This window comes from Acinetobacter pittii (genome assembly GCF_034067285.1).
In the GTDB taxonomy this organism is placed as follows: Bacteria; Pseudomonadota; Gammaproteobacteria; order Pseudomonadales; family Moraxellaceae; genus Acinetobacter; species Acinetobacter pittii_E.
Genome location: NZ_CP139286.1, coordinates 3,170,517 through 3,184,304, shown reverse-complemented (window position 1 = coordinate 3,184,304; position 13,788 = coordinate 3,170,517). Strand labels below are relative to the sequence as shown.

General features: G+C 41.6%; 10 protein-coding genes. 6 read left to right on the top strand and 4 right to left on the bottom strand.

Annotated features, from left to right (window positions below; all coding sequences use genetic code 11):
• Positions 1–221: 221 nt before the first annotated feature.
• From pta to SOI81_RS15000, 3 genes are read right to left on the bottom strand one after another with little or no spacing between them, the layout of a single operon-like run.
• Positions 222–2,366, bottom strand: a complete 2,145-nt coding sequence (pta, locus tag SOI81_RS15010) for a phosphate acetyltransferase (protein WP_239968306.1) — start codon at positions 2,364–2,366, stop codon at positions 222–224.
• A 45-nt stretch (positions 2,367–2,411) separates the two neighbouring features.
• Entirely contained in the window at positions 2,412–3,614 is a 1,203-nt protein-coding gene (gene ackA, locus SOI81_RS15005) for an acetate/propionate family kinase (protein ID WP_182003074.1), read from the bottom strand.
• Positions 3,596–3,715: a hypothetical protein gene (locus SOI81_RS15000; RefSeq protein ID WP_080649515.1), complete on the bottom strand. Its 120-nt coding sequence runs from the start codon at positions 3,713–3,715 to the stop codon at positions 3,596–3,598. The genes ackA and SOI81_RS15000 overlap by 19 nt, the downstream gene beginning before the upstream one ends.
• A gap of 657 nt (positions 3,716–4,372) precedes the next feature.
• Between SOI81_RS15000 and edd the strand changes: the two genes are divergently transcribed.
• The 5 genes from edd to gapN all read left to right on the top strand — a co-directional run bounded on the left by edd (position 4,373) and on the right by gapN (position 10,746).
• On the top strand, positions 4,373–6,226 hold the full coding sequence (gene edd, locus SOI81_RS14995) for a phosphogluconate dehydratase (RefSeq protein WP_239974857.1): 1,854 nt from the start codon (positions 4,373–4,375) through the stop codon (positions 6,224–6,226).
• A gap of 20 nt (positions 6,227–6,246) precedes the next feature.
• On the top strand, positions 6,247–6,876 hold the full coding sequence (gene eda, locus SOI81_RS14990; RefSeq protein WP_009390833.1) for a bifunctional 4-hydroxy-2-oxoglutarate aldolase/2-dehydro-3-deoxy-phosphogluconate aldolase: 630 nt from the start codon (positions 6,247–6,249) through the stop codon (positions 6,874–6,876).
• Positions 6,877–7,061: 185 nt separating this feature from the next.
• A complete protein-coding gene (gntT, locus tag SOI81_RS14985; RefSeq protein WP_016142252.1) occupies positions 7,062–8,420 on the top strand; it encodes a gluconate:H+ symporter in 1,359 nt (452 codons plus the stop codon).
• Positions 8,421–8,437: 17 nt separating this feature from the next.
• Positions 8,438–8,950 (top strand): gluconokinase, encoded by a 513-nt coding sequence (gene idnK, locus SOI81_RS14980; RefSeq protein WP_009390752.1) that lies wholly within the window; start codon positions 8,438–8,440, stop codon positions 8,948–8,950.
• Positions 8,951–9,117: 167 nt separating this feature from the next.
• Complete coding sequence (gene gapN, locus SOI81_RS14975; RefSeq protein ID WP_320540954.1) at positions 9,118–10,746, top strand: NADP-dependent glyceraldehyde-3-phosphate dehydrogenase; 1,629 nt, start codon at positions 9,118–9,120, stop codon at positions 10,744–10,746.
• Between the two features lie 114 nt (positions 10,747–10,860).
• Here the strand turns inward: gapN and proA are convergent, their stop codons facing one another.
• Complete coding sequence (proA, locus tag SOI81_RS14970; RefSeq protein WP_016142250.1) at positions 10,861–12,126, bottom strand: glutamate-5-semialdehyde dehydrogenase; 1,266 nt, start codon at positions 12,124–12,126, stop codon at positions 10,861–10,863.
• A 299-nt stretch (positions 12,127–12,425) separates the two neighbouring features.
• Between proA and SOI81_RS14965 the strand changes: the two genes are divergently transcribed.
• Entirely contained in the window at positions 12,426–13,739 is a 1,314-nt protein-coding gene (locus tag SOI81_RS14965) for an alpha/beta hydrolase (RefSeq protein ID WP_320540953.1), read from the top strand.
• The last annotated feature ends 49 nt before the right edge of the window (positions 13,740–13,788 follow it).

Here is a 13,788-nt window from a genome sequence, read left to right as displayed (position 1 = left end):
AATCTCTTGAGCGGGCTGTTAGCTAGCGGGCTAAATTATATGACAAAAAGACAGCGTTGTGGGAGATTGGTTGATCTTTTGACCGAAAGTCGCATAAGAACATATTGATGTGATTTAAATGCCAGAAATCGGAAAATTATTTATTTTTGAGTGATTAAAATAAAAAAAGCCATCTGAGCGGACATCAAATGGCGAGAGGTAGTAAAAGTTAATTATATTAATTATTTGGCAGCGGCTTGCTGTTCTGCCTGAATTGCTGTTAACGCAATGGTAAATACGATGTCATCTACCAATGCTCCACGAGATAAGTCATTGACTGGTTTGTTGAGACCTTGCAGCATTGGTCCAACGCTCACAACATTTGCAGCACGCTGTACCGCTTTGTAAGTGGTATTACCCGTATTTAAATCTGGGAAAATAAATACATTGGCACGGCCAGCAACGCGTGAGTCCGGTGCCTTTTGACGTCCCACACTTTCAACTGAAGCTGCATCGTATTGAAGTGGGCCATCAATCAGTAAATCAGGGCGGCGTTGCTGAGCAATTTGAGTTGCTTGCTGTACTTTCTCTACATCAGCGCCTGTTCCAGAAGTACCAGTTGAGTAGCTGATCATAGCAATACGCGGGTCAATTCCAAATGCTTTCGCTGAGTCAGCCGATTGAATTGCAATTTCAGCCAATTGTTCTGCTGTAGGGTCTGGGTTAATCGCACAGTCGCCATATACATAAACTTCATCTGGCAAAAGCATAAAGAATATAGATGAAACAAGTGAATATTCAGGTGCTGTCTTGATGAGCTGGAATGCTGGGCGGACTGTATTTGCTGTGGTATGTACCGCACCTGAAACTAAACCATCCACATGATCTAGGGCTAACATCATAGTGCCAAGCACTACAGTATCTTGAAGCTGTTCTTTAGCTTGTAATTCGTTGAGTTTACCTTTACGTAGCTCAACCATTGGTGCAACGTATTGATCACGAATGCTATCAGGATCAACAATTGCCAATTCGGCAGGTAGTTCAATACCGCGTGCTTTTGCAACATCGTGCACAGCATCGGGCTTAGCTAACAAAATACAGTCAGCAATACCACGTGCCTGACAAATTGCTGCAGCTTGAATGGTGCGTGGTTCATCACCTTCAGGTAGCACAATCCGTTTTTTCGCTGCAATCGATTTTTGTACCAGTTCATGACGGAAAGCCGATGGCGACAGGCGAGGGGTAGTGGCATTGTTGCTATGCTGCTTAAGCCATTCAACATCAATATGACTTGAAACAAATCGGGTCACTTGCTCAGCACGTTCGGTATCGTCAGTTGGAATTTCATTACCAAAATTAGACAGGCGCTGTGCGGTTTCAAGTGTATTTAAACGGGTATGTAAAATTGGCAAACCTTGTTTAATTGCACTTTGACAAAACTCTAAAAGTTCTGGTGCTGGCGCTTCTCTTTCGGTAAGAACTAAACCAGCCAGAGGAATACCATTGCTGGTTGCCAAACTACTTGCAAGTAAAACATCTGTACGCTCAGATGCACTAATAATCAATTCGCCTGCAATAAACTTATTCAGTTCATATTCAATGCTTGAAGCAATTAAACTCGAATGCAAAATACGACGTGTTTTAGCTTCGCCTTGATGTACCCATTGCCCATCAATGACATTTGCAATATCAAGTGTTCTTGGTACGCTTAGTGTGTTACTAAATGGGACTAAACCAATGATTGGTAAATCGCTAGAGCCGAAATAACGATTATATTTTTGCAGTTCGCTCGTAAATTTTGCGATTTCTTCGGTTGGTCGTAACGATGGATCAAACGCAACAGGAATTTGTGCTGTTTCTTCGGTTAATCCACGGGTACGCATAAACAGTACGCCAGCAGTACGATTTGACGCTGCACCACCAAATTGACGTAAATGCGCATCTACTTTTTCTGCAGCTTTTTTCGGATTTTGAATATCTGCTGTACTGACCAATACGACTTCTGCATCAAGTGCTTGTGCAAGACTGGCGTTGAGCTCACTGGCGAAGTGGTCTTGTCCGTTTGGTAATAAACCTTCCACAATAATGACATCATGGTCTGCTGCAATGCTGCGATGGAGACTAACCGCTTCTTCAAGTAATTCATCTACTTCGCCAGCGGCAATAAGCTGAGTTAACTTTTCATGCGAAATAGATTGAACGGTTTTACTTTGAAATAAATGACCAAATAATGAAGTGGTTCGGTCAAGATGCTCTTGATCTTCTTGAGAAAATGGTTTTAAAAAGCCTGCTTTAATCCCGTTACAATCAAGTGCGTAAATCATGCCTAAGCAGGCAGAGGTTAAGCCAACCCCTTCGCCTGTAGGAATCAATAAAATTGTATTCATATAAACCTATAAATAAACGAATATCGAGTTTTAGCTAAGCTCTAATTAAGCAAGGCTTGCTACAGATGCTGTATTTTCTGCTGCCTCAACAACTTGACGAGTTTCTTTGGCAATACGGCCTTCTTCATCTGTAGGAATGACCCAAATTTGAGGCCCTGTTCCATTGTCGATTCGTCCTTCAGTGCCACGTTTTAGGTTGTTGTTTTGATCTTTATCAAGCTGCAAACCAAAATGAGGTAAATACGCTAAGGTTTTTTCACGAATATAGGCTGAGTTCTCACCAATACCACCAGTGAAGATTAAGCCGTCTAATGTTGGTAAACCACAGCTTAAGGCTGCAAGTGATTTTGCAAGGCGATAGCTAAAGACTTCGATTGCAAGAGCGGCATCTTCATTGCCATTTTCGGCAGCTTCAATCACTGTGCGCATGTCATTAGATAGTTGTGATAAGCCTAGTAAGCCACTTTCGTTATTTAAAACCTTATCAATTTTTGCTAAGTCCCAACCGAGGTTTTTCGCAAGGAAGCTATGTAAGCTTGGATCAACGTCACCACTACGCGTCCCCATCACCACACCTTCAAGTGGAGTAAGGCCCATAGAGGTGTCAACACTTTGTCCATTCCATACTGCGCAAGTTGAACTACCATTTCCTAGATGGGCTGTTAACCATCCACCTTTTTTCAGGTTACCTGCCAGCTCACTCGCTTTATCAGACACATAAGCATGGCTTGTACCATGGAAGCCATAACGGCGGACGTTGTGGTCAGTATATAAAAACTTAGGAATTGCATAACGATATGCATGCGGTGGCATGGTTTGATGAAATGCTGTGTCGAATACAGCAACTTGAGGTAATTCAGGAAATAGGCGTACAGTTGCGTCAATACCAATTAAATGTGCTGGGTTATGAAGTGGTGCTAAAGGTGTCGCAGCACGAATACGTTCAATAATTTCAGGAGTGAGTAATTCTGCTTTGGTTAAGCTACCGCCGTGTACGACACGGTGACCGATTGCTTGCGGTTTATAGTTAGCAAGACGTGCAAGTAAAGTTTCTAAAGCTTTGGCATGGTCAGCATAAGGAATTGAAAGTTCAAGTGGTTCACCACCGACTGTAATCCCCTTAATACGAGCATCAGCTGCCCCTAAGTTTTCTGCTAACCCGTAAATACGGTCTTCACGACGCTCTGAAACTAGTGCGTATTTAATTGATGAAGAGCCGCAATTGATAACTAATACTGATGTAGCCACGTTGAAATACCCAAGTCCTGATTTAAAATAGTTTTCCTAACTTCCTGTTCAAGATGTATTATTTTTTGATACAGATTGAACGGGCTATCATGTTTTAACATGTGTTGTTTTTCTGTCCAAGATAGACTTTAGCCCATTAGACTTAAGCACTATCGACCATCAAATTATTTATAACTAATATTCGGTCAGTATAAAACTTAACCATGTGTTTCTTGTTTCTTTATATACGTAGAAACGAGTTTTTTGTTTATATTTATGAAGAATAAATTCAAATAAAATAGGGCAAGTAAATGCTAAGGACCAATCGTTTATTGAATAGGTGGATTATCTCTTTAAATTAAATTTTAAGCATATATTACAAATAATATACGTAAGTGAAATTAAGTTTGAATCAAATTTAAGAGAATTAAAAACTACTAGATATAGTTTTATAAGTGCTAAGAATTAGTATGAAAAGACCATTATCTATATATGGTTGAATGTATTTCATTATATTGATATTGCGATAATTTTACCGTATTTTTTAAGATTTGGTTTGCGTGTAAATATACCTAAATATTAATAAGTATTTTGTCTAAAATATAAGCTTGCTGGGCCTTTAAAGCTTGTGCTGAGGCTATTACAGCTATATTGATTGGGGTTGCATGTCGCTTTTTGCCTGAATAATATTGTTCATTCTTTTTCAAATGATTATAAGAAATATATCATTTGGTCTATTTTTATATTCCGGCTTATCCGGTTGTACAGGAGCGTCCAGCATGGACTTGCCGAACCCTATATTGGCAAAAGTTACCGAGCGTGTAATCGCACGTAGTCAAAAAACTCGTTCTGCATATTTACAACGTATTGAACATGCACAAGGCAAATTTCCTGCTCGTGGAGCACTTTCATGTGCCAATCTGGCTCATGGTTTTGCCAGCATGGACGATAATGAAAAATTAATTATTAAAGTAGGTCGTGAGCCAAATATTGGCATCGTATCTTCATATAACGAAATGCTTTCGGCACATGCACCTTATAAAACATTTCCGGATTTAATTAAAACAGCTGCTCGTGAGAATGGTGGCGTGGCACAGTTTGCAGGTGGTGTCCCTGCGATGTGTGACGGTATTACCCAAGGTAATGCTGGTATGGAACTGTCATTGTTTTCTCGTGAAACTATTGCGATGAGTACCGCAATTGCGTTGTCTCATAACATGTTTGACGCAGCACTGTGTCTAGGTGTTTGCGACAAGATTGTGCCAGGCTTACTGATTGGTGCTTTGCAGTTTGGTTATTTGCCTACTATTTTTGTGCCAGCCGGCCCAATGACCAGTGGGTTATCTAACGATGAGAAAGCTAAAATTCGTCAGCAATTTGCAACGGGTCAGGTTGGCAGAGATGCTTTGCTAGAAGCTGAGTCAGCTGCTTATCACGGACAAGGGACTTGTACTTTTTACGGTACAGCCAACAGTAACCAGATGCTAATGGAAGTCATGGGCTTACATTTGCCAAGTGCCGCATTTGTACATCCTCACACACCATTACGTGATGCACTTACCGCAGAAGCTGCGATTCGTGTACTGGATTTAACAGTTGAGCGCGGAAACTATACGCCGATTGGTCATGTGATTGATGAAAAAGCCATTATCAATGGCATCGTGGCATTGCTCGCGACCGGTGGTTCAACCAACCATACTTTGCATCTGATTGCGATTGCACGTGCTGCTGGCATCTTAATTGACTGGGACGACTTTGATGAGTTGTCTGCTGTTGTTCCATTGCTTGCAAAAATCTATCCAAATGGTAAGGCTGATGTAAACCATTTCCAAGCTGCGGGTGGGGTAGCTTTCCTCATTCGTAACTTACTTGAAGCTGGTTTATTGCATAACGACGTAACCACAGTGGCTGGTAAAGGCTTGCACCATTACACCAAAGAACCAAAACTGATTGATGGCAAGTTGACTTGGGTTGATGGTGTGGTTCAGAGTCTTGATGACAAAGTTTTACGTAGTATTGATGCGCCGTTTCAACCAGATGGTGGCTTGCGCTTAATGCAAGGCCGTCTTGGCCGTGGCGTAATCAAGATTTCTGCTGTTGCGCCAGAACATCGTAAAGTTAAAGCACCAGCAATTGTGTTTGATTCACAAGAAGCGGTGCAAGCTGCGTTTGATCGTGGTGAGTTACACCGAGACTTTATTGCAGTTGTTCGTTTCCAAGGTGCTCGTGCAAATGGTATGCCTGAATTGCATCGTTTGACGCCTGTGTTAGGTGTTTTACAAGATCAAGGTTTCCACGTGGCTTTAGTGACTGATGGTCGTATGTCTGGTGCTTCAGGTAAAGTTCCTGCGGTGATTCATTTATCTCCAGAAGCCTTATTAAATGGGCCGATTGCTAAAGTTCAAACAGGGGATATGTTAATCATTGATGCTGAGGCTGGCGTGCTCGATGTTGAAATAGATGACGATGTATGGCGGTCACGACCTGTTGCACAGCCAGAACATCAGGCAGAAAACGAAGTTGGCTTTGGCCGTGAATTATTTGGTGTTTTCCGTGCTGCTGCTGCGCCAGCTGAACATGGGGCATCTGTATTTGGTGCATTGGTTGGTGAAAATTCACCAGAGCAGATTTGAATCAAAGGAACTGAAAAATAATGATTAAAATTGAAGATATCGTCAAATTAGGACCAGTCATTCCCGTATTGGCATTTGATTCTGCTGAGCAAGGTGAGGATGTATCACGTGCTTTACATGCAGGTGGTGTAAAAGTCCTTGAGATTACGTTACGTACCGCTGCTGGTCTTGCTGCTATTGAGCGTGCAAGCCAGTTGGCAGATGATATTGTGGTCGGTGTAGGTACGATTACTAAACCAGAACATTGCGCTCAAGCTAAAAAAGCAGGTGCTCAATTTGGTGTATCTCCTGGTTTAACTAAAGATTTACATTTGGCTGCACAAGATGCTGGCTTACCTCTGTTGCCTGGTGTGATGACACCAAGTGACCTGATTCAGGCAATTGAATTGGGTTATGACATTGTAAAGTTCTTCCCCGCTCAACAGGCAGGTGGCGTTGAGATGCTAAAAGCATTTTATGGTCCATTTCCAAACTTACGCTTTTGTCCGACTGGCGGAATTACTGCAGAGTCAGCACCGGATTTCTTAAAGCAACCTAACGTGGTTTGTGTAGGTGGTTCATGGTTAACACCTAAAGCTACTGTAGCTGCACAAGACTGGGCTGAAATTACTCGCTTGGCACAAATTGCGAGTCAGTTGAGAGCACTGTAGATGTAGTCGATATTTATAAAAAATGAAGTGCATTTTATGTGCTTTAAAGGCTGTATTGATGTGACCAGTTTGTGCTGGTCACACCTAAATATAAAAAGTTAATGTCTTAACAGTAGGAATTACTGTGGTTGAAGACCTTTGTTTAGGCAGTGTGCCTAAATAATTATTCCAAGGAGAAGTGTCCCATGGAGACGGTTCAGGGTGGCATGTTACTGATCTACACTGTAATCGCGATTATTGCTTTAGTGGTCATGATCGCGAAGTTTAGAATTTATCCATTTCTGGTTCTCATTATTGTTTCACTTGGTTTAGCTTTAGCTGTTGGCATGCCAATGGGCGATATTGTTAAGTCATATGAAGCTGGTACTGGTAAAACCCTAGGCCACCTTGCGATTGTAATCGCATTAGGAACGATGCTCGGCAAAATGATGGCTGAGTCGGGTGGCGCTGAGCGAATAGCGATTACTCTAATTAAATGGTTTGGTGAGAAAAATATTCACTGGGCCATGATGTTTATTGCCCTTATTGTTGGGCTTCCCGTATTTTTCGAAGTTGGTTTCGTTCTACTCATTCCAATTGCATTCAACATTGCGAAGCGAACAGGCAAATCCTTACTGGTCGTGGGTTTGCCAATGGTTGCAGGCTTGTCGGTTGTGCATGGCTTAATTCCACCACATCCAGCTGCATTGTTGGCAGTACAGGCTTATCATGCTGATATCGGTAAAACGATTGCTTATAGTTTGATAGTGGGTGTGCCAACAGCTATTGTCGCTGGGCCATTGTATGCACTTTGGATCAATAAATACGTCAAATTGCCTGAAAATAATCCTTTAGCAAAGCAGTTTGTTGAAGCAGATGCTAGTAAGACACGTGAATTACCAAGTTTTGGTATTACCTTATTTACGATCATGTTGCCGGTTGTATTGATGTTGATCGGTAGCTGGGCAGATCTTTTCTTTGCACCACAAACTTTCGCAAACGACTTGCTACGTTTCATCGGTACTTCTGATATTGCATTGCTCATTGCAGTATTGGTCAGCTTTATTACTTTCGGTACGATGCAGGGCTTTAACCGTGAACAAATTGAAAAATTCTGTGGCGGATGTTTAGCTTCTATTGCTGGGATTATGTTGATTGTAGGTGCTGGTGGTGGTTTTGGCGGCATTTTGCGTGACACCGGTATTTCTAATGAGATTGTTTCTACAGCTTTGAAGGCAAATTTATCGCCGTTATTGTTGGGCTGGTTCGTTGCGGCATTAATTCGTTTGGCAACAGGGTCGGCAACGGTTGCCATGGCTACAGCTTGTAGCATTGTAGCTCCAATTGCAGCAACAGCAGGTGTTGCGGTTAGACCAGAACTTTTGGTACTTGCCACAGGTTCAGGTTCATTAGTTTTCTCACATGTAAATGACGCAGGATTCTGGTTAATCAAAGAATATTTTGGTATGACAGTAGGTCAGACACTCAAGACTTGGTCAGTATTAGAAACGATCATTTCGGTGTTGGGTTTATCTTTCACGCTACTGCTTAGCACTATTTTATAATTAAAGGTGAGTAATCCATGATTGTGATTGCAATGGGTGTCTGTGGAACAGGTAAAACCCTAATTGGTGAATTGTTATCAGAGCGTTTGGCTTGTGAGTTCCTTGATGGCGATACGCTTCATTCAGCTGCAAATAAAAGTAAGATGAGTCAAGGCATTCCCTTAACTGATGAAGACCGCTTGCCATGGTTACAAGCAATTCGTCAGGTCATTGAAACCAAACAGAGAGATGGTGAAACGGCTGTATTTACATGCTCATCTTTAAAGCGGATGTATCGCGATATTTTAAGAGGGCAGGACCAGAATGTTAAGTTTGTCTACTTAAAAGGTTCTTATGAGTTATTACAGCAACGACTTGCAGAAAGATCAGGTCATTTTTTTGACCCAGCGTTGCTACAAACACAGCTAGACACATTAGAGGAACCTGATGTGAATGAAGCAATTGCTATTGATATTGCTCTCACACCAGAACAGATCATTGAACAAGTCATCCAAAAGCTAGGGGTGACTGATAGTGTGTGTCGGGGGTAAATTCATCTAGAAAATTTATCAATGCTTTAAGATATTCACCTTGTGGTTAACGGTTCAAGCAAGGTGAGTACGGATAATAATAGTGATATTGACCCGAATAAAACCTAATTACAGTGGAAAGTTCGGGAATATATAAAAGACATACGAATAATAAGGTATTAAGAAGAATGAATCAGTTAAATAATCTACAGCATAAATTCCCAGTAGTGGACAGTATTCCTGAAAGTGTGCGTCTACCCTCCCAAATTCATCAGCGTGTCTCATTAGTGGATGGTGAATTGAAGCTATGGGCTGGTGCTACCAAGAAAACATTATCTCCAATCTGGATTCAGCAGCCTGACGGTAGCCTACAGCAAGTTGAACTTGGTAGTTATCCAGTCATGGGTGAAAAAGAAAGCGATGAAGCACTAGAAGCAGCGGTACGAGCTTACAATAATGGTCGTGGCGAATGGCCAATGATGAAGGTGAGTGAGCGCATTGCCTGCATGCAAAATTTTATTCAGCGCATGGTAGAGCAACGAGATCTGATTATTAAGTTGATCATGTGGGAAATTGGCAAAAGCTTGGCGGATTCAGAAAAAGAGTTTGACCGTACAATTACCTACATGCGTCAAACGATTGATGCTTTGAAAGATTTGGATAATGCCAACTCTCGCTTTGTCATGGCTGAAGGTACGATTGGTCAAATCCGTCGTACTCCACTAGGTGTCGTGCTGTGTATGGGACCATACAATTACCCGCTGAACGAAACCTTTGCGACTCTGATCCCGGCCATGCTGATGGGTAATACCATCATTTTTAAACCACCTCAATTTGGGACCTTGTTGTTTGAACCGTTACTTGAAGCATTCCGCGATTCATTTCCAAAAGGTGTGATCAATACCATTTATGCACCAGGCTCTCTAGTGGTACCCCATCTACTGGCATCTGGGCAAATTAATGTACTGGCGCTGATTGGTTCTAGTAAAGTAGCTGATCATTTGAAGAAGCAACATCCTAAATCTCACCGTCTGCGTGCGATTTTGGGGCTGGATGCGAAGAATGCAGCCATTATTCTGCCAGATGCCGACTTGGATCTAACAGTGAAAGAGTGTTTGTTGGGTGCATTGTCGTTTAATGGTCAGCGTTGTACAGCACTCAAAATGTTGATGGTACATCGCTCAATAGCCGATGAGTTTGTTAACCGCTTAACGGCTGAACTGGCTAAACTTAAAGTGGGGATGCCTTGGGAAAAAGGTGTGTTTATTACTCCGTTACCAGGTATGCATCGTACGACCTACATGACTGAAGTCATTGAAGATGCTGTGGCTAAAGGGGCAAAAGTAGTTAATCCGGAAGGCGGTGAATTCTGCAAAACGATGTTCTATCCAGCCGTAGTTTATCCAGTGACTGAGGGGATGAGGCTGTATCGCGAAGAACAGTTTGGTCCAGTGATACCAGTTTCTGTTTATGACGACATTGAAACTGTGCTGGACTATGTCACTACTTCTGATCATGGTCAGCAGGTGAGTATTTTTGGTAGCGACCCTGAGCAAATTGGTCACTTGGTTGATCCGCTGGTTCATCAGGTCTGTCGTGTGAACATCAACTGTCAATGTCAGCGCGGCCCTGATGTGTTCCCATTTGGTGGTCGTAAAGATTCTGCGGAAGGTACATTGTCAGTGCATGATGCGCTTCGAGCATTCTCGATCCGTTCAATGATTGCTGCTAAACAGACAGATGACAGTAAGGGCATGTTGGCTTCTATGGTGTCTGAGCACTATTCTAAATTTGTGAATACGGACTTTATTTTCTAATAAATATATGAATAAAAACCAGCTTGCGGGCTGGTTTTTTATAGTGACTCATAACTTGAGTAATAAAAACGCCTGAAATTGATCAGGCGTTTTTATTTGAACTAATAGATTTAATTATTGGCGAATTTGTCCGTCACCTAACACAATCCATTTTTGTGAAGTTAAGCCTTCTAAACCAACTGGGCCGCGGGCATGGATTTTATCGGTGGAGATACCAATTTCAGCACCTAAGCCATATTCGAAACCATCAGCAAAACGAGTTGATGCATTAATTACGACTGAGCTTGAATCTACACGAGCCAAGAACTGACGAGCTAAAGTGTAGTTTTCAGTCACAATTGCATCGGTATGATGTGAACCATATTTGTTGATATGGTCAATTGCTTCATCAATCCCGCTCACTACTTTAACTGCAAGAATTGGCCCTAAATATTCGGTGTACCAATCTTCTTCTGTCGCAGGTTTTACAGAGGCACCCAAAATGCGGCGTGTTTCTGGACAGCCACGTAACTCAACTTGTTTTTCTGCATACAGTTCAGCAATGTGCGGTAAGAAAACGTCTGCAATTTTTTCATCAACCAGCAAGGTTTCCATCGCATTACAAACGCCATAACGATGTGTTTTGGCATTTAAAGTAATTGGTAATGCTTTTTGCAGGTCTGCCTGCGCTTCAACGAATACGTGGCAGTTACCATCAAGATGTTTAATGACAGGAATACGAGCTTCATTGGTTACGCGCTCAATTAAGCTTTTGCCACCACGTGGAACAATGACATCTACATATTCAGCCATGGTAATAAGCTGACCAACAGCTGCACGGTCAGTGGTTTCAATGACTTGTACTGAATGTTCAGGTAAACCAGCAACTTTTAAGCCATGTTTAATCGCTTCTGCGATTGCTTTATTTGACTCAAGTGCTTCTGAACCACCACGTAAAATAATGGCATTGCCTGATTTAATCGCTAAAGATGCAGCTTCAAGGGTTACGTTTGGACGTGATTCGTAAATCATACCAACGACACCTAAAGGTACACGCATTTTTCCAATTTGAATGCCTGTGGGGCGATATGCAAGATCAGTAATTTCCCCAATAGGATCGACAAGTGCAATCACGTCTTTTAAACCTTGCAACATGCCTTTAATGCGTGCAGGTGTAAGCTCAAGACGATCAAGCAGGGCGCTGTCGAGCTGGTTGCTACGACCTTTATCCATGTCGATTTGATTCGCTGCCAAAATAGCTGCCTGATTATTTTCTAAAGCAGTATAAATAGCAGAGAGCGCATGATTTTTTAGTGAGGTAGAAGCACTTGTGAGGACACGAGAAGCCTCGCGTGCTTGTTGCCCAACTTTTTGCATATATTGTTCAATTGAATCTTGCATAGCATTTTTTAATCATTTACCAATGACTACGATAGTAGCAGTCAAATGCGGAACAATGAATGGCTTTTTTTCAAAAATGTGACCGCTATAAAAAAACATTTAAATATTTTGCAAACTATTAGCGGCTTAAACAGGATGAGCGGTCAATTCAGCGATTGCGTATATTTCAGACAATTGTTTAGAATGTTATTGTGCAATACAAACAAATACAAATTTTAAAGATTTGTGCATAAAAGATTACGTGTTCAAGAAGGAACTCTTGCAGCATAAAAAAATTACAGCAAGGAGGAAGCAAGGATATGAATTCCATTATTCAAATGGATTCGGAGATCAACCAAGCTTATGCCGGTTTTGGCTTTTTCGATATCTACCATAGAGATAGTTTTAAACGACCTGCTCGTACAACATGGATTGACGGCTGGAAAATTGAATATATGGCAATTGCCGATCCAAAAACGATTCACAATACGCCAATTGTGATTGTGGGCGGTGCTTTCCAGAATTTTAATTCTTATAAATATTGTGTTGAACAATTATTTGAAAGTGGTCCGGTTATTTTAATCGATTTACCTTCGATGGGTGCAAATCAGCAAATTACCAATCGCGACACAGGAGTATCTGCAGGTACTTTAGAGCTGCCTGATTTATCTGAAATGTTAGGACGTTGGTTAGATATCGTTGGAATACAAAAAGTTTCTGTCATGGGAATGTCCTTGGGCTCAGTCATTGCCTCTTGTTTTGCTCATCACCGCCCAGATTTGATGGATCGTATGATCTTGATGGGTGTCATGCAAAAGACTCGTAAAAGTTGGCGAATGATTTTGGAAGAGTCGCTCAAACTCATGCAAGAAAACCGCATGGAAGAGTTTGGGCAAGCTGTAATTTTGTATTTAGTTAACCATGCAAAATTAGATAAAACCCGTATGTCACCGACAGCCAAGAAATTATTTTTTAGGCAAATGGCTGAGTTTACGGGTACTGAGCGAGAACGTTATGAGATTAACTGTAATCGTCTTTTGCGTTTAACGGATGTGCCTATTCCAGAGTGCAAAACGTTGGTTGCAGCAGGGCAATACGACAGTTTTACTTTGCCTCATGAAAATGCGAACTTTGCGTTGCAATGCCCAGATATGGAATTTGCATTGATCGCAAATGCAGATCATGTACCGCAGCTCCAGCGTCGTAAAGAAACCATGAGTTTGTTCACTTCATTTTTGAAAGGTGAATCTATCCAGCATCTGGATGGTATTATTCCTATGACGCGTGAACAAATGCAAAACATGGAACGCCGTGGGGAAGAGCGAGTTCGAGTTTTGCAGCCAAATACTCAACTGACTCACCGAGAGAGTGATGTGCAAGTACCTGTGACAATTGTTGATGTCACATTCTTTGGTATGTATTTAAAAATTGGTGATGTTTCGCAGCTTGATTTTGTGAATGATCATCCACGTGATTTGGCACTGCATTTAGAAGATGAAGAAGGTCATTTTGCAATTGAGTGCTTGATTTTTGAAAGTACCGAGCAGGGTATTCGAGCTTTATTTAAACATGGTAGTTTTGAACTTGCTGATCGTTTAAGCCGTTTTATTGCTCGTCAAAAACAAGCAGTTTAATCATGATAGTTATAGATGGAAGCTCGTTTACGTCGAGCTTCCATTTTTT

Bases quoted from the DNA above. Each gene is read 5' to 3' on its own strand.
- pta (WP_239968306.1), bottom strand. From the start codon at position 2,366: ATGAATACAATTTTATTGATTCCTACAGGCGAAGGGGTTGGCTTAACC.
- SOI81_RS15000 (WP_080649515.1), bottom strand. From the start codon at position 3,715: ATGTTAAAACATGATAGCCCGTTCAATCTGTATCAAAAAATAATACAT.
- edd (WP_239974857.1), top strand. From the start codon at position 4,373: ATGGACTTGCCGAACCCTATATTGGCAAAAGTTACCGAGCGTGTAATC.
- eda (WP_009390833.1), top strand. From the start codon at position 6,247: ATGATTAAAATTGAAGATATCGTCAAATTAGGACCAGTCATTCCCGTA.
- gntT (WP_016142252.1), top strand. From the start codon at position 7,062: ATGGAGACGGTTCAGGGTGGCATGTTACTGATCTACACTGTAATCGCG.
- idnK (WP_009390752.1), top strand. From the start codon at position 8,438: ATGATTGTGATTGCAATGGGTGTCTGTGGAACAGGTAAAACCCTAATT.
- gapN (WP_320540954.1), top strand. From the start codon at position 9,118: ATGAATCAGTTAAATAATCTACAGCATAAATTCCCAGTAGTGGACAGT.
- proA (WP_016142250.1), bottom strand. From the start codon at position 12,126: ATGCAAGATTCAATTGAACAATATATGCAAAAAGTTGGGCAACAAGCA.
- SOI81_RS14965 (WP_320540953.1), top strand. From the start codon at position 12,426: ATGAATTCCATTATTCAAATGGATTCGGAGATCAACCAAGCTTATGCC.